This is a genomic window from Bradyrhizobium sp. (assembly GCF_030654605.1).
Taxonomy (GTDB): domain Bacteria; phylum Pseudomonadota; class Alphaproteobacteria; order Rhizobiales; family Xanthobacteraceae; genus Bradyrhizobium.
In genome coordinates this window covers 1-26,829 of sequence record NZ_JAURXB010000060.1, presented here as the reverse complement: position 1 = coordinate 26,829, position 26,829 = coordinate 1, and the positions used below count along the sequence as shown (strand labels likewise).

Sequence of the window (26,829 nt, the reverse complement as noted above, 5' to 3'; positions counted from 1 at the left end):
GGGCCTTATAGCCCGCGCCCATGACCAACGCCGTGACCATGTCAATCGCTCGCCGCCGCCGCAGCTCTGCGGTATGGGCGGACGTCTGCGTCTGAGATTGTCGCCCCTGCCGCCGGACCCGATCCGCGGCAATTTCCTCATACTTGCCAGCGTGATCTGACCCCGGCGGCTCCTACGTCCAGCCGGAGTTTGCGATGTATACGCCCCCGATGTTCAAGCCCGATCGCGCCGCCAGCCTCGCGTTTGCGGAAGCACGCGGATTCGGCACGGTCTGCGCCTGGGACGGCGCCAGGCCGGTCGCCTCGTCACTGCCGTTTTACCTCGACTATGCCGACGACGGCACGCCGCTGGCTGCGTTCCATGTCGCGCGCCATAACGCGCTGGCGGGCCTTGCCGACGGAACCGCGTCCTGGCTGATGGCCGTGAACGGCGCCGACGCCTATGTGTCGCCCGACTGGTACGCGTCGCCGGATCAGGTGCCAACCTGGCTGTATCAGGCCGTGCACTTGACAGGCACCGTGCGAAAACAGTCCGACGATGAACTCGGCCGCCATCTCGACGCGCTGAGCGCGAAGTTCGAAAACTGGCTGGCGCCGAAACCGCCCTGGCTGGCGTCGAAGATGACGGCCGGGCGGCTGGATGCGATGAAGAAAGCGATAGTGGGTCTGGTCATGACGGTGGAAGCGGTCGAGGGCAGCTTCAAGCTCAACCAGCACAAATCCGATACCGACCACGTCGCCATCACGACCGCGCTGTCCGGGCAGAAGGAGGCGGCAGCAGAGGTTCTGGCCTGTGAAATGCGCGGGTTGCGTCCGCAATTGTTCGAGAGCCAGGCGACACAATTGAATGCTAAGACGACGTCAGAAGGAGAGATGTGATGAGCACGAAGAAGAAGATCGGCATTCTGGGTGCGTCCGGCTACACCGGCGCCGACGCGGTGCGCCTGCTGGCGCGGCATCCCAATGCCGAAATCACCGCGCTCACCGCCAACACCCATGCGGGCAAGGCCATGGCAGAGGTGTTTCCGCATTTCTTCATGCTGGACCTGCCGAAGCTGGTGGAATGGGAAAAGGTCGACTGGACCGGGCTCGACGCGGTGTTGTGCGGGTTGCCGCACGGCACCACGCAGGAAATCATCGCCGCGGTGCTGGCAGCCAATCCCGCCATCAAGATCCTCGACATGTCGGCGGATTTCCGGCTGCGCGACATGAACACCTACGCGCAATGGTATGGCCACGAGCACCGGGCGCCGAAGCTGCAGGGTGAAGCCGTCTACGGTCTCACCGAATTCTACCGCGAAAGGATCGCCGCGGCGCGGCTGGTGGCCTGTCCCGGCTGCTATCCGACCGCGGCGCTGCTGGCGCTGGTGCCGCTCGCGAAGGCCAAACTGATCGACGTCGACGACATCGTGATCGACGCCAAATCCGGCGTCACCGGTGCCGGCCGCGGGCTGAAGCAGAACACGCTGTTCAGCGAAGCCGGCGAGGGGCTCTCGCCCTATTCGGTCGGTACCCATCGGCACTCGCCGGAGATCGAGCAGGAGATCGGCGTCGCGGCGGGCTCGGCCGTGACGGTCAATTTCACGCCGCATCTCATTCCGATGAGCCGGGGCGAGCTCTGTACGTCCTATGTCAAACTCAGCGGCGGCAGTGCGGACGATCTGCGCGCGGCGCTGGTGGCGGCCTACAAGGACGAACCGTTCGTGCATGTCGCGAAAAAGGGCGTGCTGCCGCAAACCCAGAACGTGCGCGGTTCGAACTACGTGCAGATCGGCGTGTTCGCCGACCGCATCAAGAACCGCGCCATCGTCATTTCGGTACTCGACAATCTGGTCAAGGGTTCGGCCGGGCAGGCGATCCAGAACATGAACCTGATGTTCGGGCTTCCGGAAGCCGCCGGGCTGGAGCAGATCGCGCTGTTTCCGTGATTTGAGGAGTCGCCTTGGACGAGGATACGCTTCAGTTCTACCGCAGCAACGCGCAGGCCTATGCCGGGCGTGAGTTCACCTCGCGCCGCGCGCGGCTTGACCGCTTTCTAGCGATGCTGGCTCCCGGAGCCCGCATTCTCGAACTTGGATGCGGCGCCGGCGCCGATTCCGCGCAAATGCTCGCCGCCGGATTCGACGTTCGTCCCACCGACGGTTCGCCGGAACTGGCGGCGGAGGCATCGCGTTTGCTCGGTCGCCCGGTCGAGACGCTGCTGTTCCATGACCTCGACAAGGTCGAAGCCTATGACGGTGTCTGGGCCAACGCCTGCCTGCTGCATGTGCCGAGAGCGGAGTTGGCGCATGTGCTGGCGCTGATCTGGCGCGCGCTGAAGCCCGGCGGCCATTTCTACGCCAGCTTCAAGGCCGGAGAGGAAGACGGGCGGGATACCCTCAATCGCTACTACAACTATCCATCGCCGGAATGGCTGCGCGAGACCTATGCCAGCGCGGGCCGCTGGAATTCACTGGCGATCGAGAAGGGCGAAGTCAGAGGTTTTGACAACGAATGGGCCGAGATGCTGTTCGTGGTGGCGCGTAAAGACCTCTGATCCATTCTCCCGGGCCATGTTCACCGAAGCCGAACCGGGCCGGTTTGCGACCTTCAGTTGAATCCTCCATCGCGCCATGGCACTCTGTTGCCGCGGATGGGGGATGGAATGTCGCGCATAGCCATCGTAATCGGCGTGAACAAGCCAAGGGCCCCGGCGCCCCTGCAGGGCGCGGTGAATGATGCAAAGGCATTTGCCGGCTGGATCGCAAAACAGGGCTTCGAGGTAAAGGCGTTCACCGACGAAAAGGAACCGGTGACGTTCGTCGGCATTTTTACGGAAGTCGAGCGCATTGTGACGGCTGCGACCTATTCACAGGTCGTGATTTATTTCGCCGGCCATGGCCTCCAGAATGGCGGCTCCGAAGTGTGGCTGCTCTCAGGCGCCCCGAATAATGCAAGCGAGGCGATCTCGGTGGAGGCTTCGGTGATGGCCGCGCGGGAAAGCGGGCTTACCAGCGTTGTATTCATCTCGGATGCCTGCCGGTCGATCCCCTCCGGGATGCAGAGCAGCCGAGTTGACGGCGGCTCGATCTTTCCCAATTTGCCACTCAGGCGGCCCACCCGGCCGGAGATCGATCGCCTGTTCGCGACGCTGCCGTCGCTGGTCGCTGTCGAGGCCGCAAATGCGGACGACAAGGCGCGCCGTGGAGGCATATTTACCCGGGAATTCATGAAAGGGTATTTCGAGCCGCCGTCCGCGTTTGTCGACAAGGTACCCGAGAACGGCCAACTCATCGAGGTGGTGACAAATCGAAAGCTGAGGGATCTGGTTCGCGACCTGATCGAGGACGCGGCATCGGACGAAATGCCGAAGGCCGGACAAACTCCGGAATTCATCCTGGAATCGGTCCAGGCTTACGTCGGTCGCGTCGAGCGCGCACCAAAGGGTCTCATCGTCGAGCCGGATCTTGATCTTCCCGGCCTGGAGTCGCTGAGCAGGCTGGAGAAAGGGCTATCCACGCGTTTTGAAAATTTTGAACTTCGCCGAGACCGCGGTTCGCGTCCACGCCTGCCGCGCGAACGGAAACCTGAACGCGAGAGAACGTCACCCCCGTCGGTCGCAGCGCTGGCTCGCCAGGCAATCGAAGTCGCCACGCAGGGGCAGGGTGCGCGCGCTGCAGCGGCACTGGCGCGGGAAAAGCAACATGGCGTCGGCATTTCAGACGCGATCGTCCGCTACTCGGGTCAAGCCCCGGTCGACCACTTTGAGACGCAGACCGGGTTCGCGGTGAACGGGGCCAGCGTCGTCATGGCGAATTCCCTGCAATTTCCAGCCGAGCTCCTTGGTAACCAACTCGTGCGTCTTCAGCCCGTACGTATCGATGCTGCCTCGGCCAGTGTGTTGATTGAATTCGAGGACGGCAAGGGCACGGTGTTACCGGGACTGCGTGGCTACATCGGGCACATCTTCGTCGATGATGGCGTCGTCACCAACGTCAACTACGTTCCTTCCGCAAACAGCACGAGATGGAATGAATATCAAACCGTACGGGAGGATGTTGAGGCATTGCGCGCCGCGGTGGCGGCCGCCGCCGGTCTCGGCGTGTTTCGGATTGCGCCTCAGGAAGCACAGTCTTTTGCCGACAAGGTGCGAAAACTCAAGGTGTTCGATCCGACTCTCGGTTTGTACGCCGCCTACGCCTATGCCAGCGCCGGTCTCGAAGCGGATGTCGAATCCGTTCTGCAATACATGCGTGCCGATCTGAAAGCGGAGCTGTTCGACGTTGCCATGCTGGCGCGCCGGGGGGTTGGTCCGCGCGAAGCCGGCCCGGATCCCGCAAAGGATCTTCCGATCCTGCCATTCTGTCCAATGCTGCGACAGGGCTGGTCACTGCTGGCGGTGCGAGACGCCCAATTGCCGCAAGCCGCACGTGAGGCACGAAACTGGTTGCTGCCGGCGCTGTGGACCACATTCGCGCCGCAAGGCGTCCAACTCCTGCGAAACGCCATGGAGCGAGGTGAATTCCAATGAGACTGCTGCTGATCCACGGCCGGGCGCAAGAAGGCAAGTCGTCGGAAATCATCGAGGACGAGTGGATGAATGCGCTTCGCCGCGGTTTCTCGGGCGCCGGCGTCAGCGCGCCGGCTGGCCTCCAAATCGATGCCCCGTTCTACGGCGACGAACTCATGAAGCAACTGGCGCGCCACGATTTGCCTCCGGCCGATGACGTCGCCACGCGCGGCGGTGCAGGGGACGGCGACTATGCGGCGTTTCTCGAAGACGTGGCGGTCCAGCTTAGCGGTGACGACAAGGTCACCGATCGCGAGATCGAAAGCGAAATGGAACCGGGGCCGCAGGAGCGCGGTCCGCAAAACTGGGAATGGGTGCAGGCCGTCATCCGTGCCGTCGATCGTCGTGTCCCCGGCGTTTCGAGCTACAGCATCGGCAAGGTGCTTCGGGACGTCTTTGTTTATGTCAACGATTCCCGAACGCGACGCGAGATCAACAGGATTGTCGCGGCCAAACTGACCGGAGAGCCAACCGTCGTCGTCGGGCACTCCCTTGGTTCGGTGGTCGCCTATGAGGTGCTGCGCGAACATGCCGGCAATTCGGTGCTGCGCTTGATAACGGTTGGATCGCCGCTTGGTATCCGCGCGATACGTAACCAGCTCAAGACGCCGCTCACGATGCCTGCGGGGGTCAAGGACTGGTACAACGCGTATGACGACCGCGATGTCGTCGCGCTCTACCCACTCAATTCCGAGAATTTCGCCATCAAGCCGCCGGTCAGGAACTATCCGTTCGTGAATAATCACACCGACAACCGGCATGGCATCGGTGGGTATCTCGACGACGCCGATGTTGCCGGTCAGATTGCCGCCGCACTCGCCGGGCGTTGATCCAGGCCCTGCGATGCAGGCCGTGCGGTGCAGCGCACCGCGCGGCACCGCGTCCGGGACACGAGTTATACCAGCTGGAAAATCGCCAGCGCCAGCACGACCTGGGCGAAGAAGCCGACGGTAAAGGCCAGCGTGCGGAACACCGGCAAGCCGATCGTGTAGACGATCAGATGGGCGACGCGGGACCAGAAATACACCGCGCAGGCATATACGGTCCATTTCGTCGAATAGTCGATCTGCGCCAGGATCAGCACCAGCGGCGCGAAGATGATGAGGTTCTCGACCGCGTTGTCATGCGCGAACATCATGCGATTGGCCCACTCGGCATGCGGCTTGTCGTTGCGCGACGGATTGGCCATCGCGCCGGAGAGGCCGCGAATCTGGCAGCGGTTGAGCACGTAGGGGATCCACATCACGCCGGTCAAAATCACCGTCAGCGTCAGCCAGAATATTTCACGCGTCATAGGTTCCCCCTCACTCAATTGCGAATCCGGGCCACGGGGCCGGGATGGTTATAGCCTAATCGCGGAAGATTGCGCTACGCGCGAACACGGACGTAGCTGCCGGGCGCGTCTTCGATCGGCGGCATCGCCTCGGAGCCGACCGGCCGCGCCGGAACCGTCTCGGCGTCGATGCTTTCGAGCCATTGGCGCCAGTCCGGCCACCACGAACCCTTGTGCTCCTGCGCGCCCTTGAGCCAGTTCGCCAGCGTGGTGTCCTTGATATTGTCGTTGGTCCAGTACTGGTATTTTCCCGACGCCGGCGGGTTGACCACGCCGGCGATATGGCCGGACCCCGACAGCACGTATTTCACCGGACCGCCGAAGAACTGCGAGCCGTAAAGCACCGATTCCGCCGGTGCGATGTGATCCTCGCGGGTCGCCAGATTGTAGACCGGCACCTTCACCTTCGACAGGTCGAGCAGTGTGTTGTCGAGCACCATGCTGCCGGCGGACAGCCGGTTCTCCAGATAGCAGTTGCGCAGATAGTAGGAATGGTTCGCCGCCGGCATCCGCGTCGCATCCGAGTTCCAGTGCAGCAGATCGAACGAGGAGGGTGATTGTCCCTTCAGGTAGTTGCTGACGACATAGGACCAGATCAGGTCGTTGGAACGCAGCATGTTGAAGGCCATCGCCATCTTGCTGCCTTCGAGCACGCCGGAGGCCTGCATGTCGCGCTCCAGCGCCGAGACCTGGTCTTCGTCGACGAACACCAGGAGGTCGCCGGCATGGGTGAAGTCGACCTGGGCGGCAAAGAAGGTGGCGGATGTCACCCGCACCCTGCGCTTTTCCGCCAGCCATGCCAGCGTCGAGGCGAGCAGGGTGCCGCCGACGCAATAGCCGGCGGTGTGAACCTTCATCTCGCCGGTCACCCGTTCGATGACGTCCATCGCCGCGAGCGGGCCCTGCTTCATGTAGTCTTCGAAGGTCTTCTTGCCGAGTGCCTTGTCCGGGTTGACCCACGAGATCACGAACACGGTGATGCCCTGGTCGACGCACCACTTGATGTAGGACTTCTCCGGCTTGAGATCGAGGATGTAGAACTTGTTGATCCAGGGCGGCACGATCAGCAACGGCGTGCGCAGCACGGTTTCCGTCGTCGGCGTGTACTGGATCAGCTGCATCAGCTCGTTCTGGAAGATCACCTTGCCCGGCGTCGTCGCCATATTGACGCCGACCGCGAGATTGGCGGGGTCGGACTGACGGATCCGCAGCGTGCCATGTCCGGCCTCGATATCCTCCGCCAGCATCTTCATGCCGCGAACGAGGTTGTCGCCGCTGGAGGCCAGCGTCTCGCGCAGCACTTCCGGATTGGTGAGGACGAAATTCGACGGCGCCAGCGCGTTGGTGATCTGCTGGACGTAGAATTCCGCCTTCTTGCGGGTGTGCGCGTCGAGGCCATCGGCGTTGCGCACCAGATCTTGCGCCCACTGCGTGGTGAGCAAATAGAGTTGCATCACGAAATCGAAGAACTGGTTCGATTTCCACTCCGGATCCTTGAACCGCTTGTCGCGCGGCGAGGGCTCGATCGCGGGCTTCGCCGCTTCGCCGGCAAGCCGGCGCGCCGATGATCCCCACAGATCGATATAGGCCTTGGCGATCCTGGCCTGCAGGTCTGCCGATCGCTCCTTGTCCGACAGCCAATATTCCGCGACCGCGGAGAATGTCTTCACCACCTCGCCGAGTTCGTTGGGCGGCTTGTCCCTGGCTTCGCCGTTCTCGCGCGGTTTCAGATAGGCCGCTAGCGCCTGGCCGCTGCTCTCCATCGCCTTCGCAAGGTTCATCGCGAAGGCTTCGGGATCGAATTTTTTCGGGACTTGAGTCTCGACTTGGGTCTCGGTGGCGACTTCACTCATGGGACGACACTATAGGTTCATTTCCGGTTCGTCACCGCGCGTAATCGGCGCGGAGGAATTAGGGGTTAACCTCCCGCACTGCACCCGCTGCAGTGCGATAAAATTCTTGGTTCCGACATATTGAGGCCCCAACGCTGGGCTTTGCTGTTTCGGCTTTAATCGTTTCGGGCGACAAAGGTTTGAACGACGGAGCCGGATCAGAAGAAGAATTTGACGTATTGCCGCTGCAAGGCTCATACCAGCGGCACGGGTGAGGCGGGGATTTCCTCAGCGGATGGCGATCGATCGGCACATCATGGCAGCGACGGCGGCAGCACTGTTGCTGTCGGCGCTGGCGCTCGGCGGCTGCGCGACATCGATCGCGGATATGCCGTTGGTCGGCACGCCGGCGGATGCCCCCGCGCGGCCGAAGGAGGCCGGCGTCTATCTTCCGGTTCACGACTTGCCTCCCGATCGCGACCAGGCCGCGATGGGGCCGGCGCAGCAGGCGGAGGCGCTGCGCGAGTTGGCCGCCGCCCGGGACCAGCAGGCCTCCACCGCCGCCAAGAACTCCGCCGCAAAGTGAGCTGATTTTCGCTATTACGGCTGGCGCAGCCGGGCTCGCGTGGTAAAACAATCCCGATTCAACGGTTTGGCGCGGAATTTGCTCTAAATCATTGATCGAGCGGGCTTTCTGCGCGGAATCGAGTCCGCGGTGCTGCAAGCCATGCTGCTGATCCCTGCCGCGACCCGGTTCCGGAGCTATGAGACCGATGGAAGAATTTTACCGCATCCGCCGTCTGCCGCCCTACGTGTTCGAGCAGGTCAACCGGGCCAAGGCAGCCGCACGGAATGCCGGGGCCGACATCATCGATCTCGGCATGGGCAATCCCGATCTTCCGACGCCGCCCCATGTGATCGAAAAGCTCAAGGAAACCCTGGGCAAGCCGCGGACCGACCGCTATTCGGCCTCGCGCGGCATCACCGGCCTGCGCAAGGCGCAAGCGGCGTATTATGGCCGGCGTTTTGGCGTGAAACTCAATCCGGAAAGCCAGATCGTCGCCACACTGGGCTCGAAGGAGGGGTTTGCGAACGTCGCGCAGGCGATCACCGCGCCCGGCGATGTCATTCTGTGCCCCAATCCGAGTTATCCGATCCACGCTTTCGGGTTCCTGATGGCCGGCGGCGTGATCCGCTCGGTTCCATCGGAGCCGACGCCGCAATTCTTCGAGGCGGTGGAGCGCGCCATCATCCATTCGATCCCGAAGCCGCTGGCGCTGGTGGTCTGCTATCCCTCCAATCCGACCGCCTATGTCGCGAGCCTCGATTTCTACAAGGATCTGGTGGCGTTCGCCAAGAAGCACGAGATCTTCATCCTGTCGGACCTCGCCTATGCCGAGGTCTATTTCGACGAGAACAATCCGCCGCCCTCGGTGCTGCAGGTTCCCGGCGCGATCGACGTCACCGTCGAATTCACCTCGATGTCGAAGACATTCTCGATGGCCGGCTGGCGCATGGGCTTCGCCGTCGGCAACGAGCGCATCATCGCAGCACTGGCGCGGGTTAAGTCCTACCTCGATTATGGCGCCTTCACGCCGATCCAGGTGGCGGCGACCGCGGCATTGAACGGTCCCGACGACTGCATCCGCGAGATGCGCGACACCTACCGCAAGCGCCGGGACGCGCTGGTGGATTCCTTCGGCCGCGCCGGCTGGGACATTCCCGCGCCGGCGGCCTCGATGTTCGCCTGGGCGCCGCTGCCCAAGGCGTTCCGTGACGTCGGCAGCATGCAGTTCGCGACCCTGATGGTCGAGAAGTCGGGCGTGGTGGTGTCGCCAGGGGTGGCCTTCGGCGAGCACGGCGAGGGGTACGTCCGCATCGCCATGGTGGAAAACGAGCAGCGGATCCGCCAGGCCGCCCGCGGCGTGCGCCGCTTCCTTGAAAGCGGGCTTGAAACGTTGCACAACGTGGTTCCTCTCGCCAACCGGCGGTAGGCATGACCCCGAAAAGTGGACTTCCGGTTTTCGGACAAGGTCATGCCTAGTTTGAGTTTCTCTTTCAGGTTTTTCCGGTCATGGTCGCACCCTTGAAAGTGGGTATTGCGGGGCTCGGCACTGTTGGCGCCGAAGTCGTCCGTCTCATCGAGCAGCAAGGCCGGATCTTGTCGGCGCGCTGCGGACGCGGCGTGCGGGTGGTCGCGGTCACCGCGCGCTCCAAGGTGAAGAAGCGCGGGCTCGACCTGCGCGGCGTCGAATGGGCCAAGAGCCCGCTGGCGCTGGCCAACGATCCCGGCATCGATTGCTTCGTCGAGTTGATGGGCGGCTCCGGCGATCCCGCGCTGGCGGCGATCGAGGCGGCGCTGAAATCCGGCAAATCGGTGGTGACCGCCAACAAGGCGCTGATCGCCAGGCACGGATTGCGGCTGGCGAATGCGGCCGAAAAGCATGGCGGCGCGCTGAATTTTGAAGCGGCGGTCGGCGCCGCCATTCCCGTGATAAAAACCCTGCGCGAGGGTCTGGCCGGCACCGGCATCAACCGCGTCTACGGCATTCTCAACGGCACCTGCAACTACATCCTGACCAGGATGGAACAGGAGGGGCTTTCGTTCGCCGAATGCCTGAAGGACGCGCAGCGGCTCGGTTATGCCGAGGCCAATCCGTCGTTCGACGTCGACGGCCACGACACCGCTCAGAAGCTCGCCATTCTGGCCAGTCTCGCCTTCGGCACCAAGGTGGCGCAGAGCTCGGTCTATGTCGAAGGCATTTCCTCGATCGCGCCGGAAGATCTGCGCGCCGCGGAAGAGCTGGGCTACCGGGTCAAACTGCTCGGGGTCGCGGTGCGGACCGCCAAGGGCATCGAACAGCGCGTGCATCCGACCATGGTGCCGAAATCGTCCTCGATCGCGCAGGTGATGGGCGTCACCAATGCGGTGACCATCGACGGCGAGGGCATTCCACCGATCACGCTGGTGGGTCCCGGCGCCGGTGGCGCTGCGACCGCTTCTGCCGTGGTCGCCGACATCGCCGATGTCGCGCGCGGCATCCGCGCCAATCCGTTCGGACGCCCGGTCAAGAAATTGCGCGCGACCACAAAGGCGCCGATGGAGCGCCATGAGGGCGGCTACTATATCCGGCTGATGGCGCGGGATCTCGCCGGCACTGCCGCCACCATCGCCACCCGGCTGGCCGAGCAGAAAATTTCGCTGGAGTCGATCGTGCAGCGCCACCCCGATGGTGTTGACGTCGGCGCTGCGACGAAGAAAGCTTCGCCGGTGCCGGTCATCCTGATTACCTACGCCACCAGCGAGGACGCGGTCTATCGCGCGCTGCAGGCGGTGCAGCGCGACAAGGTGATCAGCGGCCGGCCGCAGGTGATACGGATCGAAAAGAACTGACGCGGCGTCCGAACGGACAATGCGTGAAACGATGGTACGGGTCGCCAGACCCGCAGTGACGTCTTAGGGAGTTTGCCAATGTCGACACATATTTCTGTTCCGCCGCAGTTGCTGCTCGAGCGCATCCTGACGCTCGAGATCGTGCGGGTGACGGAGCGCGCGGCGGTGTCGGCGGCAAGGCTGCGCGGCCACGGCAAGGAGAAAGAGGCCGACCAGGCCGCGGTCGACGCGATGCGCCGGGAGCTCAACAAGCTGCCGATCGAGGGCACCGTCGTGATCGGCGAGGGCGAGCGCGACGAGGCGCCGATGCTGTTCATCGGCGAGAAGGTGGGCATGAATGCCGGCCCGAAGGTCGATATCGCCGTCGACCCGCTCGAAGGCACCACGCTGTGCGCCAAGAACATGCCGGGCGCGATCGCGACCATGGCGATGGCCGATGGCGGTACGCTGCTCCATGCGCCCGACGTCTACATGCAGAAGATCGCGGTCGGTCCGGGTTACGCCAAGGGCGTCGTCGAACTCGACGCCTCGCCCGCCGACAACGTTCGCCGGCTGGCCAAGGCGAAGGGCGTCGATGCTTCCGCGATCACCGTGCTGGTGCTTGATCGCCTGCGCCATGCCGACATTATTCATGAGGTGCGCGGCACCGGTGCGGCGGTGCGTCTGATCACCGACGGCGACGTGGCCGGCGTGATCCACTGCGCCGATCCCGATAACACCGGGGTGGATATGTATATCGGCACCGGCGGCGCGCCCGAAGGCGTGCTGGCTGCGGCTGCGCTGCGCTGCATCGGCGGCCAGATGCAATGCCGGCTCATTCTCGATACCGAGGAGCAACGCGAGCGCGCCCACAAAATGGGGGTCAAGGATCCGCGCATGATCTACGGCATCGAGGACATGGTGAAGGGCGACTGCCTGTTCGCCGCGACCGGGGTCACCACCGGTTCGCTGCTGTCAGGCGTCAAATTCCGCAAGGGCGTGATCGAGACCGAAACCGTTGTCATGCGCTCGGTCACGGGCACTGTCCGCTACATCAAGGCCGAACACCGCCAGCTCGAAAAATTCCACCTCGACTGAGCAACGCCATGACCGGTACTGTCCTGATACGACCGGTTGGTGAAGACGAGCGCGAAGCGTGGAATCCGCTATGGGCGGGCTATCTCGCCTTCTACAAGACGGCGCTGACGCAGGATGTCAGCGATCTCGCCTGGATGCGATTTCATGATCCGGACGAGCCGATGTTTGCGCTGGGCGGCTATGTCGACGGCGAGTTGGCGGGGTTCGCCCACTATTTGTTTCACCGTTCGACCTGGGCGCCACACCGATACTGCTATCTGGAAGATCTGTTCGTCGCCGAGACGGCACGGGGCCGAGGGCTCGGACGGGCGCTGATCGAGGCGGTTTACGCCAAGGCCGGGGCCGCCAGCGCCAGCCGCGTTTACTGGCTGACGCAATCGGACAATGCAACGGCGCGTGCGCTGTACGACGGGGTTGCCGACAATCTCGGATTCATCCAATACCGCAAGGTGCTCTAGACGCGGCGCGGTCAAGAACAAAAAACAGGGAGTGGACATGTCCAGTGTTTCGGCGGTCAAGGCGCTGGTGTTCGACGTGTTCGGTACTTGCGTCGACTGGCGCACCAGCCTGATCAACGACTTTACAAAATGGTCGGAGACCCGCGGCATCAGGGCCGACTGGACCGCTTTGGTCGACGGCTGGCGGGCGGTCTATGCCGCCTCCATGGATGAGGTCAGAAAACATCCCGAACGCGGCTACATGATCCTGGATACGCTGCACCGGCAGTCGCTGGAAAAGCTGGTCGCGCAGTTCGGGATTTCCGGATTGAACGAGGCTGACCTGCACTACCTCACCATGGGCTGGCACCGGCTTCATGCCTGGCCGGACACTGTGTCCGGGCTGACGCGGCTGAAGACGAAATACATCATCTCGCCTTTGTCGAACGGCAATGTGGCGCTGCTGACCAATATGGCGAAGTTTGCCGGGATGCCCTGGGACCTGATTCTGTCGGCCGAACTGTTCGAGCACTACAAGCCCGACCCGGAAACCTACCTCGGTGCCGCAAGACTGCTTGGCCTGGCGCCGGAGCAGGTGATGATGGTGGCCGCGCACAACCAGGATTTGAAGGCCGCGCAGAATCTGGGATTGAAGACCGCCTTCGTGGCGCGGCCGACCGAATACGGCCCGTTGCAGAAATACGATTTCGAGGCGACCGGCAACTGGGACATCGTCGCCGCGGATTTTAACGGGATAGCCGATCGAATGGGCTGTTAGCGCCCCGTAGCGTCAGTTAATCATTGCAGCGGCGCGCTCCGTGCTCAGTCATTGAAGGCATCATGACGCTCCCCGCATCCGCATTGCCCGTCGAAGCGCCGCCGGCGTTTCTCGGCGTCGCGCGTTCAGCGACCGGAAAACTGTGGCGCGACCGGCTCGATGCCCGCGGCGCGGCACGGGCGCTGGCGATTGCGCAGCGCTATCAATTGCCGGAAATGCTGGCGCGTGTGCTGGCGGGGCGCGACGTCGAACTCGACGAGGTCCAGGATTTTCTCGATCCGACCATTCGCAAAATGATGCCGGATCCCTACACCGTGACCCAGATGGAAGCCGCCGCCAAACGCATCGCGGATGCCGCCACGCGGCGCGAGCAGGTTGCGATCTTCGGCGACTACGATGTCGACGGCGCCACCTCGGCCGCGCTGCTGGCATGGCATCTGCGCCATTGCGGGCTCGACCCCCTGATTCATATTCCCGACCGGATATTTGAAGGCTACGGCCCCAATACCGAAGCCATCCGCATGCTCGCGGGCAAGGGCGCCACGCTGCTGGTGACGGTGGATTGCGGCACCACCAGCCTTGAGCCGCTGGCCGAAGCTCGGCGGCTCGGGATGTCCGTGGTCGTGATCGATCATCACCAGTCCGGCGACGAATTGCCGGAGGTCGACGCGCTGGTCAATCCGAACCGGCCCGACGATCTTTCCGGCCTTGGTCATCTCGCCGCGATCGGTCTCGTGCTGGTGACGCTGGTCGCGGTCAACCGGGAACTGCGAGCGCGGGGGTTCTGGACCGGTGAAATGCCGGAACCCGATCTGCTCGGCATGCTGCATCTCGTCGCGCTCGGCACCGTCGCCGACGTCGCGCCACTGACCGGTCTCAACCGCGCCTTCGTGGCCAAGGGCCTGATCGCGATGCGGCGGCGCGATCATGTCGGACTCACCGCGCTGATGGACGTGTCGCGGCTGAACGGCCCGCCCGAGGCCTGGCATCTCGGTTTCATGCTGGGGCCGCGCATCAATGCTGGCGGGCGGATCGGGCGTGCCGATCTCGGGGTGCGGCTGCTGCTGGAAGGCGATATTTCGGAAGCCGCACGGATCGCCGCCGAGCTCGACCGCCTCAACATCGAGCGCCGCGTCATCGAGCAGATGGCGGAGGCGCAGGCCGAAGCCGAAGCGCTGGCCTCGCTCGGGCTGGAAGACAAGGGTGCGGTCATCGTCACGGCATCGGAAGGCTGGCATCCCGGCGTGGTCGGCCTCGTCGCGTCACGCCTGAAGGAAAAATTCTCGCGGCCGGCTTTTGCCATTGCGCTGGAGCCGGGCGGAATCGGCACCGGCTCTGGCCGCTCGATCTCCGGCGTCGACCTCGGCAAGGCGGTGCGTCAGGCGGTCAAGGAAGGGCTGCTGATGAAGGGCGGCGGTCACGCCATGGCCGCCGGCGTCACGCTGCGCAAGGAGCGACTGGCGGAGTTCCGCGCCTATATGGAAAGCGCGCTGGCCGCCGACGTCGCCAATTCGCGCCACGAAAACGAGCTGTTCATCGATGGCGCGGTCAGCGCGCGCAGCGTGACCCCGGATTTCGCCGCTACGCTCAATCGCGCGGGCCCGTTCGGCAGCGGTAATCCCGAGCCCGTGGTGGCGCTGCCGTCGCACCAGCTTGTTTATGCCGATGAAGTCGGCCAGGCGCATCTGCGGCTGCGGTTCAAATCCGGCGATGGCGCCATCGTCAACGGCATCGCGTTTCGCTCGATCGGACAAAAGCTCGGCAATGCGCTCGTCCAGCATCGCGGCCAGCCCTTGCATGTCGCGGGATCGCTCGCGGTCGACCGCTGGCAGGGCACCGAGCGGGTGCAGTTTCGCGTGATCGACGTTGCGGTGCCGGATCAGGGTCCGGCGATGATCCGGTAGACCAACAATAACGATAACAACGGGAGTGGAAATGACGGGGCAGGTTGCAGGCAAGGTAGCGCTGGTCACGGGCGGTTCGTCCGGCATTGGTGCCGCGGTCGCCGAGTTGCTGGCGCGCGAAGGCGCCAGGGTCGTCGTCACCGATATCGATGATCTCAAGGGCCCCGAGATTGTCGCCGGCATCAAGAAGGCCGGACACGAGGCGGTGTTCCTGCATCAGGACGTGACCAGCGAGCCGCGCTGGGAGGAAGTGGTCGCCGACGTCGGGAAACGCTATGGCCGGCTCGATATCCTGGTCTCCAATGCCGGCATTGGAATATCGGTACCGTCGATCGTGCACATGTCGCTGCAAGACTGGCGGCGGCAGACCGCGATCAATCTCGACGGCGTATTCCTGTCGGTAAAACACTCGCTGCCGCTGATGCGCCGGACCGGCGGCGGTTCGATCATCATGATGTCGTCGCTGGCGGGCCTGCGCGGCGCGCAAACGCTGGCCGGCTACTGTGCGACCAAGGGCGGCGTGCGGCTGTTCGCCAAGGCGATCGCGATGGAGTGCGCGTCCTTTGGCGACGGTATCCGGGTCAACTCGGTGCATCCCGGCATCATCGACACGCCGATCTGGGGCAAGATTCCGACGGAAGCATCGGGCAGCGGGCAAAATGCCCCGATCGATGCGGAAGAACGCGCGAGACTGGCGGCGCCGCTCGGCCGCGTCGGCCATGCCGTGGAAATCGCCAGCGGTGTGCTGTATCTGGCATCCGATGCCTCGCGCTACGTCACGGGGACGGAACTCGTGATCGACGGCGGCATGAATGCGGGTGGGGCGGTAAGGCAGGGGTGAGAAGAGCCGCGGCTGCCGTCACGGTCCCTGCCGCAAACGCGCCAGCACCCTCAATCCGCCGTAGCCATCCGCGGGCAGCAGTCCCATCTTGGTCTGATAGGCCTTGACCGCCTTCATGGTGTCGTTGCCGACACGGCCGTCGGTGCCGCCGGTGTCGAAACCAGCCTTGGTCAGACGGGTCTGCATCTCCTGCACCTCGGCGAGCGTCATGACCCGCTCGGAGCCGGGGAACGGCTGGATGAAGGGTGGGCCGCCCAGGATGCGGTCGCCAAGATGGCAGATCGCCAGCGCATAGTTCATCGAGGGGTTGTAGCTGCGCACCGCATAAAAGTTCGGACCGAGCAGGAACGCCGGGCCGCCTGCGACCGGCACCCACATCTGCGCCGATGCGTTCGGTTGCGGGAATGGCTGGCCATCGGCGCGCGTCACCCCGGCGCTGGCCCACGCCGCATAGGTGCGGTTGCCGCTGGCGGCCGCGCCCGGCGCGCGCACCTCATAGCCCCAACGTTCGCCGCGGCGATATTTGCCGCGATTGAGCAGATAGCGCGCGCTGGAGCCGAGTGCGTCGTCCGGTTTGCCGAATGGCGAGACTTTTCCGTCGCGGTCGTAGTCGGTCCCGACATTGAGCCAGACTTCCGGCATCCACTGGGTATGGCCCATTGCGCCGGCCCATGAGCCGCGCATTTCCTCCGGCGTGCCCCAGCCACGATCGACGATCTTCAGCGCGTTGATCAGTTCGGTTTCCCAATAGGCGCGGCGGCGCGGTTCGTTCCAGGCCAATGCCGCCAGCGAGGGAAATATCGGGCGCATATGGTTCTGTTGCACCAGGGGATCGCCATAGGCGGACTCGACGCCCCACAGCGCCAGGAGCGTGCCGCGCTCGACGCCAAAATCCTGTTCGATCCGGGTGAATAGCGCTTCGTTCCTGCGCAGGGCTTCCTTGCCGGCGGTGATGCGCCAGTCCGAGGCACGGCGGTTGACGTATTGCCAGATCTGCTCGTGAAACTCGGGCTGCTTCGCCATCTGTTTGAACACGGACATGTCGGGTTCGATGCGGCCCATCACGCGGGTGTAGGTCGCGTCCGAAACGCCCTTTGCCAGCGCGCGGGCGCGAAAACCGTCGCGCCACTGCTCGAAGCCGGGTGGTGCCGCAAACGCTGCGAGGGGATGCGCGAGCAGGGCGCCGGCGCCGAGGGTCGATCGCAGCAGCGTGCGGCGGGTCGGGGTACCAAGAGAATCAGAATGTTTCATCGGGGCACTCTACCGGCCAGGGAGGCGGCGCGGCAGAGGTCAATGCGCCGCTGGAACTAGCGATCCTGCTGCAGGTCTGCGGCAATTTTGGACAGCCAGCGCCGCACCGTGGCTTGCGCCTTGGCGCCGAGCCCCGCGATCAGCCGTCGTTCCAGCGCCTGGACGGGACGGCGGCACTGGTCGAGCAGGGCGCCGCCGCGGCGGGTCAGCGTCCATTGCAGCACCCGGCCATGAACGGGGTGCTGCGTCTTGCGGATGGCGCCGTCGCGTTCCAGGTTCCGCATGATGACGCCGACGGTCTGCGGGGTCAGCAGCGACACCCGGGCGAGATCCGCGCCCGACAGCCCGGGATAAGCCCGCAGCATGGTCAGGACGGCGAATTGCGGCGGGGTGACGCCGAGATCGGCCAGCCGTCGTTCCAGCGTCAGCCGGGTCGCGGCCTGGGCCTGCCGCAGCAAATAGGCGAGGTGGCCTTGTTCGCCGCGCTTGCCCTTGCCCGGTGGCGGCGGGCGGACGCCGGCGCGATCGGGAGCCGGCGCGGATTTTTGCCGGCGCGGGGCCGATTTTGACGCGGCGCCCGATTTTCGTCGTTTCGGCGCCTTCCGAACCGGGCGCGATTTTGCCGGCGTTCTGATCTTGCGCATGATATAAGTGCTCTTATAATAAATCAGAGCACTGATAACATGAGGTACTGAAGATGTCACATGCCCGCAGCGAATACGCTGACTTCAAGGCGCTGGCGCCGGATGTCTTTGACGCGGTGCTCGCGCTCGGCCAGTTCGCCGCCAAGGCCGGACTCGACCAGCAGCTGCTCGAGCTGATCAAGTTGCGCGCCTCGCAGATCAACGGCTGCGCCTTCTGCGTGCAGTATCATATCCTGCAAGGCGAGAAGCTCGGCCTGTCGGCCGACAAGCTCAACCTCGTCGTGGTGTGGCGCGAAGCGCCGCTGTTTTCGGCGCGCGAACGCGCGGCTTTGGCATGGACCGAAGCGCTGACATTGCTGGCCGGCGGCGTCAGCGATGAAATCTACGCGCAGGCGAGTGCGGAGTTTTCCGAGAAGGAGCTGACCTATCTGACGTCCGCGATCGCGTCGATCAATGTCTGGAACAGGTTCGGCGCCAGCTATCGCTGGACCCCGCCGGCGCGGCCATCGGCGCCGAAGGCCGCGGCGTCATAGCCATCAGTTCTCGGCGATCAGTTCTCGCTGCCTTCCTTGGCATCGATGTGACGAAGCACATCCTCCGGCAAGGCATGCGCCACGGCAGATGCCGATGGCGCCTGGGGCCCGGTTTCGCGCCCGCGGCCACGGATCAGGCGTTCATAGGCCGAGATCAGGGTGACGTAGGGATTGACCCAGAGCCAGCCGTCGCGCGTGAACACCTGCACGTCGAAATGCAGATGGCGGCTGGTGCCGTTGGGAAAGTCGAGAAAGTTCGAGACCACGCCGAATTTCTCGCCTTCCGCGACGAGGCGCCCGTTGAGGACGCCGTCGGCATCGAGGCTCACCGGGTTCATGTGCATGTAGCGGAAGCGGATATGTTCGGTGCGGCTGTTGACCTGCAGCGTTACCGCCTGTTGCTTCGGCGAGCGGATCACGACGCTGTCGCGAACTGCGACCACTCCCTGCTGCCTGGGATCGCATTTGTCGCTGCCTTCGCCGACACCCGCGCATTCGCCGGCGCGGATATCCTGCCCCTGGTGGCCAAAGCCGCCGGCGCATTGGCCGACGCCGAAACTGCGGGCCTCGCAAAAATTGTCCTGCCAGGGATAGCCGCCGTTGTAACCGGAATTGCCGCCGGCCGGCTCGTCGCTCTTCTCGCGCGCCCTGCGCTTCATGAAGGACTGCGAATGGGCAAAGGCCGGGGCCTTTTCAAGCGGAAAGCGGATTTGCGAATAGGCGGTGAAGTCGGCGCGTCCGCCCTGCTTGCGGAAGCCGGTGTTGGCAATGATATCGCCGGCCGGCCGATAGCTGAAATCAGGCGAGCGTTGCAACGGCCGTTCGGCGACACCGGAAGGCATGTCCATGCGGGGCCGCGAGGGCAGGCCGCCGGCGACGCGCAGCGCTTTGAGGAAACGTTCGGCGACCGGATAGGCCTCGCGGCAGGCCAGCCGCCGCGGCCGCGGCGTCGAGTCGAGGCACTGGATCGACACCACATAGGGAACGCCGAAGCGCGTGAAGGCATAGCGCACATAGCCTTCCCGGATGAAACGGCGCAGGTCGGGGAATTCCGCCATCAGCGACTTGACCGGCTCGCCCTTGCCGCCGAGGGGATCGCTGATGTCGTAGATCAGGCTCGAGCCGGTGATCTGCACTTCGACCGGCTTTGCAAAGGTTCGCTGCGGCATGCCGTCGCCGGCGCCGGGTTCGAGCGAGAACACCGCGTCGTAGCCGGCGGGACCGGCGTCGAACAGGTCGGCGGGCCGGAAGTCGGCCTGAAAGCGCGCCAGCGACAGGCTGGCCGGCCCGCCGCCCAGGCGGGTCTCGAGAAACGCCGCGGTGTCGAACGGTAGCAGCACCGGCACCCGGCTTCGCCCGATACCGGTGAAGATCGGTGAGGTCACCGCGTTCAACTGCAGCAGCGCCGGCATGGTGCGCGGATCGTAGGCCGGCAGCCGCCGCTGGCCGGAAAAGGTGAAGGTGGATGCGACCGCCGGCCGGCTGTTGATCTCGGTTCTCAGCTGGTCGAGGGCCACACGCCATTCGATGCGCACGGCCGAAACCGCCGGCGTCCGGAACTCATCGGCGAGGGCAACAGCCATGCCGGCCGGGAGCAAAACGAGAGATGCCAGCCAACGCGTGACGAACCGGACAGCCTTCGTAGCCAATGCTTCGCCCCCCGGCGCCAGTATTGAGCCGCCTGATCTCCGCCTAATCCTTGGCGCGTTCGACGTAGGATCCGTCCTCGGTCATGACCACAATGCGGGTTCCGACGCCGATATGCGGCGGCACGTTGGTGCGCAAGCCGTTGGAAAGGATGGCAGGCTTGTAGGAAGACGACGCGGTCTGGCCCTTGGTGACCGGCTCGGTTTCCACGACTTCCAGCGTCGCGCGCTGCGGCATCTGGATCGCCACCGGGGTGGTGCCGTGCAGCGAAAGCTTGACGGTCATGTTTTCCTGCAGGAAGGCCTTGGCGGTTCCGATCACGTCCTTGGGCACCTGAACCTGATCGTAATTGTCGTTATTCATGAAGTGGAAGCCGTCGGCGTCTTCATAGAGGTAATTGAAGTTCTGGTCCTCGATGGTCGCCTTCTCCACCTGGTCCGTGGTCTTGTAGCGCTCGGAAACCTTCACCCCGTCGCTGATTCGGCGCATTTCGATCTGGCTGACCGGAGTTCCCTTGCCGGGGTGGATGTTCTCGGCGGTAAGAACCACGTAAAGCTTGCCGTCTTGCTCGATGACGTTGCCCTTGCGAATAGAACTGGCGATGACTTTCAAGGCTGTTTTTCCTGATATTCTGGCCCCGGCCCGATCCGGACAAGGGCGTCCCGGGGCCGTTGAGGCGGTTTCGGGCTGCAACATACTGATTTTGCCGCTTGATGCCAGCAATTTGCGGCCGGATGAGGCGGTCCGCTGATGGCCGAAACCGACCGGATTTCGCCCTGGTGGACGCCCGCGCGCCACGCCGACGTCAGGCCGTTTCTGACCGCGCGGAGCGCGATTACAAGGGCCGTGCGCGGTTGGTTCGACGAGCAGGGGTTTGCGGAGGTCGAGACCGGGATTTTGCAGGTTTCGCCTGGCAATGAGACCCATCTGCATGCGCCCCGCACCGATCTCACCCGCGCCGACGGCCAGCGCGTCAGCCGCTATCTGCGGACCTCGCCGGAATTCGCCTGCAAGAAATTGCTGGCGGCCGGAGAAACCAGGATTTTCGAATTGGCGCGGGTATTCCGGGACCGCGAGCGCGGCGACCTGCATCTGCCGGAATTCACCATGCTGGAATGGTACCGCGCCGAAGCCGGCTATGATGCCGTCATGGCCGACAGCATCGTCATCATTGCGCATGCGGCGCAGGCCACCGGCATCGGGCAGTTTTCGTTCCGCGGCAAGATGGCCGATCCCTTCGCCGAACCAGAGCTGCTGACGGTCGCGGCGGCGTTCGAGCGTTTTGCCGGCATCGATCTGCTCGCCACCATCGCGGACGGTCGCGGCGATCGCGCCGCGTTGGCGGCTGCAGCAAACGTGCGGGTGCGGATATCGGATGACGACACCTGGTCCGACATCTTCAGCAAGGTACTGGTCGAGCATGTCGAGCCGAGACTGGGGCAGGGGCGGCTGACCGTGCTGTTCGAATACCCGGCGCCGGAGGCGGCGCTGGCGCGGACCAAACCATCCGATCCGCGGGTCGCCGAGCGCTTTGAGATTTATGCCTGCGGCGTCGAACTCGCCAATGGTTTTGGCGAGTTGACCGACGCGCCCGAACAGCGCCATCGTTTCGCCGAAGCGATGGATGAAAAGCAGCGGCGCTACGGCGAGCGCTATCCGCTGGATGAGGATTTCCTCGCCGCGGTCGGGCAGATGCCGCAGGCCAGCGGCGTCGCGCTCGGTTTCGACCGGCTGGTGATGCTGGCGAGCGGCGCCTTGCGGGTCGATCAGGTGGTGTGGACGCCACCGGCAGGTGAGGCATGAACAGGATCAAATTCCAGAGCAGCATTAATTTCAAACCGGCCGCGACCTTGCGCGAGGTGACGGAATTGGTCGCCCAGGGCCTCGTCCGGGTGGAGGATCTTGCCGATCTGCAGAAGGTGGCGGCACGCTACGCGGTGGCGGTGACGCCTGATATCGCCGCCTTGATCGACCCCGACGATTCCCTTGATCCGATCGCGCGGCAGTACATTCCGAGCGCCGAGGAATTGGTCGTGCAGGCGAACGAGAGCGCCGATCCGATCGGCGATCACGCGCATTCGCCGGTGTCGGGCATCGTTCATCGCTACCCCGACCGGGTGCTGTTCAAGCTCGTTCACGTCTGCGCGGTGTATTGCCGCTTCTGTTTTCGCCGCGAAATGGTCGGGCCGGGCAAGGCGAGCGCGCTCTCGCAAGGCGCCTACGACAATGCGCTGGCCTATATCCGCGCGCATTCCGAAATCTGGGAAGTGATCCTGACCGGCGGCGATCCCCTGATGCTGTCGCCGCGGCGGCTCGCGGAAATCATGGCGGATCTGGCTGCGATCGATCACGTCAGGATTATCCGCATTCACACCAGGGTGCCGGTCGCCGAACCCCAGCGCATCAGCGACGAGATGATTGCGGCGCTGAAGGTCAAGGGAGCTGCGACCTGGGTTGCGCTGCATGCCAACCATCCGCGCGAACTGACCGGCAAGGCGCGCGCCGCCTGCGCCGGGATCGTCGATGCCGGCATTCCCATGGTCAGCCAGAGCGTGTTGCTGCGCGGCGTCAATGACGATTCCGTGACGCTGGAAGCGCTGATGCGGGCGTTCGTCGAATGCCGGATAAAACCCTATTACCTGCACCACGGCGACCTCGCGCCCGGCACGGCGCATCTGCGCACCACGATCGAGCAAGGGCAGCAATTGATTCGAACTTTAAGGGGGCGGGTGTCCGGCCTGTGCCAGCCGGACTACGTGCTGGATATTCCCGGCGGCCACGGCAAATCCCCGGTCGGACCGAGCTACTTGTCGCAGGAAAACTCCGCATCGGAAGATGAACCCGGCGCCGAAACGCGCTATCGTGTGGTGGATTATTGCGGGGACGTTCATCTCTATCCTCCGAAGCCGTAATCCAATGGCGACCGACGGAGAAACGACGAGGCCGGAGCCGCCGGAAGAGGAGGACAACCGCAACGTCGAGAACGCCGTGCTGCTCGGCTTTCTCGCCGTGCTGGTGGGAGCGGGAGTTTGGCTGCTCGGCACCATGGCGGACGTGCGAAAGGTTCAGGACTGTGCTGCCCAGGGGCGCCGCAATTGTGCAACGATCGAAGTCCCGGAACGGGTGCGATAGAAACAGGAGAAGCAAGATGCGAAAGTTGATCACGACCACGGCGCTGCTGATCCTGATCGGCAGTCCGGCGGCGATCGCACAGACCGGAACCGGCGGCGGATCATCCACCGCGACGAAAAATCCGCCGCGGGAAGCCCCGATCGGCCACCGCCAGCCGCGCGCCAGCGATGTGCCTTCGGAGAAGAACCTGAACGATCCGAACGATTTGCTCAGCAAGGAAAACGCCATCCTCGACCGCAAGATCAAGGGCATCTGCCGCGGCTGCTAGGCCACGGACAGAGCAGGTAGCAGGGCGCGGACAGTGCGCCCCGCTGACGGTCAATTGCCTATGCCGACAGCTCCCGAAGTTGGTGACGCCGCGCTTCCCGTCTCGCCGTAACGGCGTCGGCCAGCAGGTTCAACGCCGGCACCGTGGTCTGCCAGTCGATGCAGCCGTCGGTAATGCTCTGCCCATAGGTCAGCGCAATACCGGGCACCACATCCTGGCGGCCCGCCACCAGATTGCTCTCGATCATGAAGCCGACGATGCGCTGATCGCCGTCGGAGACCTGTCCCGCGATATCGGCAACGACCAGTGGCTGGTTCTCCGGCTTCTTGCTGCTGTTGGCGTGACTGGCGTCGATCATGATCCGCGGTGCCACGCCGGCGCGTGCCAGTTCGGCCGAGGCGGCAGCGACGCTGGCCTGGTCGTAATTCGGCCGGCTGCCGCCGCGCAGGATGATGTGGCAGTCCTCATTGCCCGAGGTCGCCGCGATCGCCGAGCGCCCGCGTTTGGTGACCGCCATGAAATGGTGCGGATGCGACGCCGACTTCACCGCGTCGGCGGCGATGCGCACATTGCCGTCGGTGCCGTTCTTGAAGCCGACCGGACAGGACAATCCGGAAGCGAGTTCGCGATGAATCTGGCTTTCGGTGGTGCGCGCGCCGATCGCCGCCCACGCCACCAGATCGGCGATGTATTGCGGCGTCGCCACGTCGAGGAATTCCGTTGCCGCCGGCAGGCCGAGATTGTTCACGGCGGACAGAACGTTACGGGCGAGGCGCAGGCCCTTGTTGATGTCGAAGCTGCCATCGAGGTCGGGATCGTTGATCAGTCCCTTCCACCCCACCGTGGTGCGCGGCTTCTCGAAATAGACGCGCATGACGATTTCCAGCCGATCGGACAACCGGTCGCGCAAGGCGGCGAGGCGGGTGGCGTACTCCACGGCGGCGACGGGATCGTGCACCGAACAGGGACCGACGACGACCAGAAGGCGGTCGTCGGACCCGTTCAGGATGGCGTGGATGGCGTTGCGCGATGCCGTCACCACGCGCGTCGCGGTCAGGGTGCGCGGAATTTCGTGCATGACCTCTTGCGGCGTACTCAGCTCTTTTATTTCGTCGATTCGAAGGTCGTCTGTGGTGCTCAACACGGCTATGGCTCCTGTTTTGAGGGACCTGCCGGCCAAAAAAAAGCCGCCAGATCAGGCGGCGGCTGTTCGGACTTCTTGCTGCAATTCTTCAGATTGAGCGTGATCCTCCCACCGCCAGCGAGCTGTCGAAGCTAAAATACCAATAGTTGCTGGTGGCGACGGTGATCATGGGCGCTCTCATAGCGCATGCCTGATGTCGTGTCATCCAAAAAAACGGACCGCGGACAGCGGTCCGGATCAGTCCTCGATCAGCTCTTGCGCGCGGCGAGCGCCATCCCGATCAACGACGCTCCGCCGAACAGCAGGTTGATGCCGACCAGAAGCCCGATTGCCCATTCCGCCGAGCCCGGCAAGCCCATGATGATCATGGCCGATATCAGGATGTCCAGCGCACCGGCGAACGCCATCCAGCTCCAGCGCTCCGACAATTCGCGGCGGTGCTGCAGCGCGTACATGATGGTGGCGACGCCTTCGGCGAGGAAATAGGCTCCGACCACGATGGTGAGGGTGAGAATGCCCTGCGCCGGCTTGGCCAGCAGGATGATGCCGGCGCCGACCGCCAGCGCCGCCGAAATCAGCGACCACCAGAAGCCCGGCATCTGCCGGGCCCAGAATGTCAGCGCGAGGCCGGCGACGCCGGAGATTACAAACATCCAGCCGAGGAAAATGGTGACCGCAAGGCTCGCCAGCGGCGGCACGACGATCGCCGCCAATCCCAGGATCGCCAGCAGGATCCCTTCGACCAGAAAGGCCTTCCAATGCGCGCGGACCGCAGCGCCCATTTCGGATTGCAGCCTGGTGATATCCTCGGGAAGGGTCATGAGGGTCTTTCCTTGCCTGCACGCCGGGATGACTTCAGCAATATAGCTTGCGGCGGCGGCAGTGGGACAGATTTGTTGATGTCATCGCTTGCGCGAGATCAAGGTCGCCGCCAATCCGGCTCAACCCTGGTTAGGCACGGACGAAAACCCCTCGGCCGTCTCGCGCATGCGATTGCGGCCGAGAATATAGACCGCGCTGGTCGCTACCAGCAGTGCTGCGCCGATCAGGATGGCGATGAGGCCGATCGGGACCAGGACCAGCGCAGGGTTGCGGTCGGGATTGACGAACCATTGATGGATCGACGTCAGCACGAAGGCGAGGCCGGCAAAGCCGGCGCCGCCGCCGAGCACCAGCAGCGCCCACATCCGCCTGAGTTCGCTGAGCCGCTCGCGCGCGACTTCGGTGCGCGGCGCGTGATGGCGGCCGACCTTCCGCACCAGCCGAATCGCAAGGCCGATGGTGCCGAAGCCGATCAGCAGACTGGTGGCGCCCAGAACAAGTCGGGTGGACGATACCAGGTCCGGATTTTGCTGCAGCGTCAGCAGCGGGAAGTCGAAAGCGGCGTGCAGCGTCAGCGGTGCCAGCAGTACCAGTGTCCAACTGGAGATCCGCGCCCAGTCGCGGTTGTGCCGGTTGGCGCCGAGCGCCGTGCCGGATCGGGCGATGGCGATATAGGCGCCGGCGATGATGCCGAGCGCGCCATGGAACGGTACGGTGAGGACGCTGCGCAGCGCGGCCAGCGACCGCCAGATCTCCTGGTGCTGCACGAGGTAGGCGAGATTTTCGTAGGCGGCGAAGCCGAGGCCGGCGGCGGCGCCATAGACCACGGGGTCCATCGGGTCCGAGCCCGGCCGGCGCCGCGTCGTGACCGCGACGATGACGAGAATTTTGACGATCTCCTCGGGCGCCGCGATCCCGAGGATCGAATGCAGCGCCTGCGCGAGCCCAGGGTGCTCCGGAACCGCGAACAGCAACATCAGCGGCTTCCGCACCAGGCCGAGCAGCGAAATGCTGGCGGCGCCGAGCAGAAAGGCGGTCCAGACCCGGGCGGGCGGGCCGGGCCGCTCGCCGGCGGCGATCACAAGCCACAGGATCAGGAGCGCCGGCGCGATTGCGGCGGTGCCGATGACGGTGGGGAGGGCTTGGAGGAGGAGCATCTGCGGAGCGGGAGCCGGTGTGATGAGGATCAGCGGATGGAGCTTCTTCGAGATTCCGGAGGTTGTGAGACCCGAGCTCCCAGCTCC

27 protein-coding genes are annotated in these 26,829 nt (G+C 64.3%); 18 read left to right on the top strand and 9 right to left on the bottom strand.

Features of this window, described 5'->3' with window-relative positions; genetic code table 11:
- The first annotated feature begins 194 nt into the window (after nt 1-194).
- The 5 genes from Q7U29_RS05065 (at nt 195) to Q7U29_RS05045 (ending at nt 5,378) form a co-directional block, all read left to right on the top strand.
- Nucleotides 195-878 carry an FMN-binding negative transcriptional regulator gene (locus Q7U29_RS05065; protein WP_304739159.1) on the top strand — a complete coding sequence of 228 codons (684 nt, stop codon included), beginning with the start codon at nt 195-197 and terminating at the stop codon, nt 876-878.
- The gene (argC, locus tag Q7U29_RS05060; protein WP_304739157.1) at nt 878-1,927 is read left to right on the top strand and encodes an N-acetyl-gamma-glutamyl-phosphate reductase; all 1,050 of its coding nucleotides are present in this window, start codon (nt 878-880) and stop codon (nt 1,925-1,927) included. The genes Q7U29_RS05065 and argC overlap by 1 nt, the downstream gene beginning before the upstream one ends.
- A gap of 14 nt (nt 1,928-1,941) precedes the next feature.
- Complete coding sequence (locus Q7U29_RS05055; RefSeq protein ID WP_304739155.1) at nt 1,942-2,535, top strand: bifunctional 2-polyprenyl-6-hydroxyphenol methylase/3-demethylubiquinol 3-O-methyltransferase UbiG; 594 nt, start codon at nt 1,942-1,944, stop codon at nt 2,533-2,535.
- A gap of 108 nt (nt 2,536-2,643) precedes the next feature.
- Entirely contained in the window at nt 2,644-4,509 is a 1,866-nt protein-coding gene (locus Q7U29_RS05050) for a caspase family protein (protein ID WP_304739153.1), read from the top strand.
- Nucleotides 4,506-5,378, top strand: coding sequence for an alpha/beta fold hydrolase (locus Q7U29_RS05045; protein WP_304739151.1), 873 nt, complete (start codon nt 4,506-4,508; stop codon nt 5,376-5,378). The genes Q7U29_RS05050 and Q7U29_RS05045 overlap by 4 nt, the downstream gene beginning before the upstream one ends.
- A 65-nt stretch (nt 5,379-5,443) precedes the next feature.
- Here the strand turns inward: Q7U29_RS05045 and Q7U29_RS05040 are convergent, their stop codons facing one another.
- Nucleotides 5,444-5,842 (bottom strand): MAPEG family protein, encoded by a 399-nt coding sequence (locus Q7U29_RS05040; protein WP_304739150.1) that lies wholly within the window; start codon nt 5,840-5,842, stop codon nt 5,444-5,446.
- Nucleotides 5,843-5,916: 74 nt separating this feature from the next.
- Nucleotides 5,917-7,734: an alpha/beta hydrolase gene (locus Q7U29_RS05035; RefSeq protein WP_304739148.1), complete on the bottom strand. Its 1,818-nt coding sequence runs from the start codon at nt 7,732-7,734 to the stop codon at nt 5,917-5,919.
- A 274-nt stretch (nt 7,735-8,008) separates the two neighbouring features.
- Between Q7U29_RS05035 and Q7U29_RS05030 the strand changes: the two genes are divergently transcribed.
- The 8 genes from Q7U29_RS05030 to Q7U29_RS04995 all read left to right on the top strand — a co-directional run bounded on the left by Q7U29_RS05030 (nt 8,009) and on the right by Q7U29_RS04995 (nt 16,144).
- Nucleotides 8,009-8,299, top strand: a complete 291-nt coding sequence (locus Q7U29_RS05030; RefSeq protein ID WP_304739146.1) for a hypothetical protein — start codon at nt 8,009-8,011, stop codon at nt 8,297-8,299.
- A 187-nt stretch (nt 8,300-8,486) separates the two neighbouring features.
- Nucleotides 8,487-9,707 carry an LL-diaminopimelate aminotransferase gene (locus tag Q7U29_RS05025; RefSeq protein ID WP_304739145.1) on the top strand — a complete coding sequence of 407 codons (1,221 nt, stop codon included), beginning with the start codon at nt 8,487-8,489 and terminating at the stop codon, nt 9,705-9,707.
- 80 nt (nt 9,708-9,787) lie between these two features.
- Nucleotides 9,788-11,107: a homoserine dehydrogenase gene (locus tag Q7U29_RS05020; RefSeq protein WP_304739143.1), complete on the top strand. Its 1,320-nt coding sequence runs from the start codon at nt 9,788-9,790 to the stop codon at nt 11,105-11,107.
- Between the two features lie 78 nt (nt 11,108-11,185).
- Nucleotides 11,186-12,184, top strand: coding sequence for a class II fructose-bisphosphatase (gene glpX, locus Q7U29_RS05015; protein ID WP_304739141.1), 999 nt, complete (start codon nt 11,186-11,188; stop codon nt 12,182-12,184).
- A gap of 8 nt (nt 12,185-12,192) precedes the next feature.
- Nucleotides 12,193-12,642, top strand: coding sequence for a GNAT family N-acetyltransferase (locus Q7U29_RS05010; protein WP_304739139.1), 450 nt, complete (start codon nt 12,193-12,195; stop codon nt 12,640-12,642).
- Nucleotides 12,643-12,679: 37 nt separating this feature from the next.
- On the top strand, nt 12,680-13,399 hold the full coding sequence (locus Q7U29_RS05005; RefSeq protein WP_304739137.1) for a haloacid dehalogenase type II: 720 nt from the start codon (nt 12,680-12,682) through the stop codon (nt 13,397-13,399).
- 62 nt (nt 13,400-13,461) lie between these two features.
- A complete protein-coding gene (recJ, locus tag Q7U29_RS05000; protein ID WP_304739135.1) occupies nt 13,462-15,303 on the top strand; it encodes a single-stranded-DNA-specific exonuclease RecJ in 1,842 nt (613 codons plus the stop codon).
- A gap of 31 nt (nt 15,304-15,334) precedes the next feature.
- On the top strand, nt 15,335-16,144 hold the full coding sequence (locus tag Q7U29_RS04995; protein ID WP_304739134.1) for an SDR family NAD(P)-dependent oxidoreductase: 810 nt from the start codon (nt 15,335-15,337) through the stop codon (nt 16,142-16,144).
- An 18-nt stretch (nt 16,145-16,162) separates the two neighbouring features.
- Here the strand turns inward: Q7U29_RS04995 and Q7U29_RS04990 are convergent, their stop codons facing one another.
- Together Q7U29_RS04990 and Q7U29_RS04985 are read right to left on the bottom strand one after the other, a co-directional pair.
- Nucleotides 16,163-17,395, bottom strand: coding sequence for a lytic murein transglycosylase (locus Q7U29_RS04990; RefSeq protein WP_304739132.1), 1,233 nt, complete (start codon nt 17,393-17,395; stop codon nt 16,163-16,165).
- Nucleotides 17,396-17,451: 56 nt separating this feature from the next.
- The gene (locus Q7U29_RS04985; RefSeq protein ID WP_304739130.1) at nt 17,452-18,039 is read right to left on the bottom strand and encodes a MarR family winged helix-turn-helix transcriptional regulator; all 588 of its coding nucleotides are present in this window, start codon (nt 18,037-18,039) and stop codon (nt 17,452-17,454) included.
- 53 nt (nt 18,040-18,092) lie between these two features.
- On the opposite strand from Q7U29_RS04985, the gene Q7U29_RS04980 reads away from it, so the two are divergent.
- Entirely contained in the window at nt 18,093-18,572 is a 480-nt protein-coding gene (locus Q7U29_RS04980) for a carboxymuconolactone decarboxylase family protein (protein WP_304739128.1), read from the top strand.
- Between the two features lie 17 nt (nt 18,573-18,589).
- Here the strand turns inward: Q7U29_RS04980 and Q7U29_RS04975 are convergent, their stop codons facing one another.
- Nucleotides 18,590-20,155, bottom strand: coding sequence for a M23 family peptidase (locus tag Q7U29_RS04975; RefSeq protein WP_370691697.1), 1,566 nt, complete (start codon nt 20,153-20,155; stop codon nt 18,590-18,592).
- A gap of 109 nt (nt 20,156-20,264) precedes the next feature.
- On the bottom strand, nt 20,265-20,831 hold the full coding sequence (gene efp / locus Q7U29_RS04970; protein ID WP_304739126.1) for an elongation factor P: 567 nt from the start codon (nt 20,829-20,831) through the stop codon (nt 20,265-20,267).
- 138 nt (nt 20,832-20,969) lie between these two features.
- On the opposite strand from efp, the gene epmA reads away from it, so the two are divergent.
- Genes epmA through Q7U29_RS04950 form a run of 4 tightly spaced genes read left to right on the top strand, consistent with a single transcriptional unit; the run spans nt 20,970 to nt 23,619 of the window.
- Nucleotides 20,970-22,022 (top strand): EF-P lysine aminoacylase EpmA, encoded by a 1,053-nt coding sequence (gene epmA / locus Q7U29_RS04965; protein ID WP_304739124.1) that lies wholly within the window; start codon nt 20,970-20,972, stop codon nt 22,020-22,022.
- Nucleotides 22,019-23,131 (top strand): lysine-2,3-aminomutase-like protein, encoded by a 1,113-nt coding sequence (locus Q7U29_RS04960; RefSeq protein WP_304739122.1) that lies wholly within the window; start codon nt 22,019-22,021, stop codon nt 23,129-23,131. Before epmA ends, Q7U29_RS04960 begins: the two co-directional genes overlap by 4 nt.
- A gap of 4 nt (nt 23,132-23,135) precedes the next feature.
- Nucleotides 23,136-23,351 (top strand): hypothetical protein, encoded by a 216-nt coding sequence (locus Q7U29_RS04955; RefSeq protein WP_304739120.1) that lies wholly within the window; start codon nt 23,136-23,138, stop codon nt 23,349-23,351.
- Nucleotides 23,352-23,367: 16 nt separating this feature from the next.
- On the top strand, nt 23,368-23,619 hold the full coding sequence (locus Q7U29_RS04950) for a hypothetical protein (RefSeq protein ID WP_304739118.1): 252 nt from the start codon (nt 23,368-23,370) through the stop codon (nt 23,617-23,619).
- 58 nt (nt 23,620-23,677) lie between these two features.
- Here the strand turns inward: Q7U29_RS04950 and Q7U29_RS04945 are convergent, their stop codons facing one another.
- From Q7U29_RS04945 to Q7U29_RS04935, 3 genes are all read right to left on the bottom strand, one after another.
- A complete protein-coding gene (locus Q7U29_RS04945) occupies nt 23,678-24,763 on the bottom strand; it encodes a 3-deoxy-7-phosphoheptulonate synthase (RefSeq protein WP_304739116.1) in 1,086 nt (361 codons plus the stop codon).
- 248 nt (nt 24,764-25,011) lie between these two features.
- Nucleotides 25,012-25,584, bottom strand: coding sequence for an HdeD family acid-resistance protein (locus tag Q7U29_RS04940; RefSeq protein WP_304739114.1), 573 nt, complete (start codon nt 25,582-25,584; stop codon nt 25,012-25,014).
- A gap of 120 nt (nt 25,585-25,704) precedes the next feature.
- Complete coding sequence (locus tag Q7U29_RS04935) at nt 25,705-26,742, bottom strand: PrsW family glutamic-type intramembrane protease (RefSeq protein ID WP_304739212.1); 1,038 nt, start codon at nt 26,740-26,742, stop codon at nt 25,705-25,707.
- Nucleotides 26,743-26,829: the final 87 nt, after the last annotated feature.

Excerpts from the sequence above, each read along its gene's own strand:
- Q7U29_RS05065 (WP_304739159.1), top strand. The coding sequence starts at position 195 with ATGTATACGCCCCCGATGTTCAAGCCCGATCGCGCCGCCAGCCTCGCG.
- argC (WP_304739157.1), top strand. The coding sequence starts at position 878 with ATGAGCACGAAGAAGAAGATCGGCATTCTGGGTGCGTCCGGCTACACC.
- Q7U29_RS05050 (WP_304739153.1), top strand. The coding sequence starts at position 2,644 with ATGTCGCGCATAGCCATCGTAATCGGCGTGAACAAGCCAAGGGCCCCG.
- Q7U29_RS05045 (WP_304739151.1), top strand. The coding sequence starts at position 4,506 with ATGAGACTGCTGCTGATCCACGGCCGGGCGCAAGAAGGCAAGTCGTCG.
- Q7U29_RS05040 (WP_304739150.1), bottom strand. The coding sequence starts at position 5,842 with ATGACGCGTGAAATATTCTGGCTGACGCTGACGGTGATTTTGACCGGC.
- Q7U29_RS05035 (WP_304739148.1), bottom strand. The coding sequence starts at position 7,734 with ATGAGTGAAGTCGCCACCGAGACCCAAGTCGAGACTCAAGTCCCGAAA.
- Q7U29_RS05030 (WP_304739146.1), top strand. The coding sequence starts at position 8,009 with ATGGCGATCGATCGGCACATCATGGCAGCGACGGCGGCAGCACTGTTG.
- Q7U29_RS05025 (WP_304739145.1), top strand. The coding sequence starts at position 8,487 with ATGGAAGAATTTTACCGCATCCGCCGTCTGCCGCCCTACGTGTTCGAG.
- Q7U29_RS05020 (WP_304739143.1), top strand. The coding sequence starts at position 9,788 with ATGGTCGCACCCTTGAAAGTGGGTATTGCGGGGCTCGGCACTGTTGGC.
- glpX (WP_304739141.1), top strand. The coding sequence starts at position 11,186 with ATGTCGACACATATTTCTGTTCCGCCGCAGTTGCTGCTCGAGCGCATC.
- Q7U29_RS05010 (WP_304739139.1), top strand. The coding sequence starts at position 12,193 with ATGACCGGTACTGTCCTGATACGACCGGTTGGTGAAGACGAGCGCGAA.
- Q7U29_RS05005 (WP_304739137.1), top strand. The coding sequence starts at position 12,680 with ATGTCCAGTGTTTCGGCGGTCAAGGCGCTGGTGTTCGACGTGTTCGGT.
- recJ (WP_304739135.1), top strand. The coding sequence starts at position 13,462 with ATGACGCTCCCCGCATCCGCATTGCCCGTCGAAGCGCCGCCGGCGTTT.
- Q7U29_RS04995 (WP_304739134.1), top strand. The coding sequence starts at position 15,335 with ATGACGGGGCAGGTTGCAGGCAAGGTAGCGCTGGTCACGGGCGGTTCG.
- Q7U29_RS04990 (WP_304739132.1), bottom strand. The coding sequence starts at position 17,395 with ATGAAACATTCTGATTCTCTTGGTACCCCGACCCGCCGCACGCTGCTG.
- Q7U29_RS04985 (WP_304739130.1), bottom strand. The coding sequence starts at position 18,039 with ATGCGCAAGATCAGAACGCCGGCAAAATCGCGCCCGGTTCGGAAGGCG.
- Q7U29_RS04980 (WP_304739128.1), top strand. The coding sequence starts at position 18,093 with ATGTCACATGCCCGCAGCGAATACGCTGACTTCAAGGCGCTGGCGCCG.
- Q7U29_RS04975 (WP_370691697.1), bottom strand. The coding sequence starts at position 20,155 with ATGGCTGTTGCCCTCGCCGATGAGTTCCGGACGCCGGCGGTTTCGGCC.
- epmA (WP_304739124.1), top strand. The coding sequence starts at position 20,970 with ATGGCCGAAACCGACCGGATTTCGCCCTGGTGGACGCCCGCGCGCCAC.
- Q7U29_RS04960 (WP_304739122.1), top strand. The coding sequence starts at position 22,019 with ATGAACAGGATCAAATTCCAGAGCAGCATTAATTTCAAACCGGCCGCG.
- Q7U29_RS04955 (WP_304739120.1), top strand. The coding sequence starts at position 23,136 with ATGGCGACCGACGGAGAAACGACGAGGCCGGAGCCGCCGGAAGAGGAG.
- Q7U29_RS04950 (WP_304739118.1), top strand. The coding sequence starts at position 23,368 with ATGCGAAAGTTGATCACGACCACGGCGCTGCTGATCCTGATCGGCAGT.
- Q7U29_RS04940 (WP_304739114.1), bottom strand. The coding sequence starts at position 25,584 with ATGACCCTTCCCGAGGATATCACCAGGCTGCAATCCGAAATGGGCGCT.
- Q7U29_RS04935 (WP_304739212.1), bottom strand. The coding sequence starts at position 26,742 with ATGCTCCTCCTCCAAGCCCTCCCCACCGTCATCGGCACCGCCGCAATC.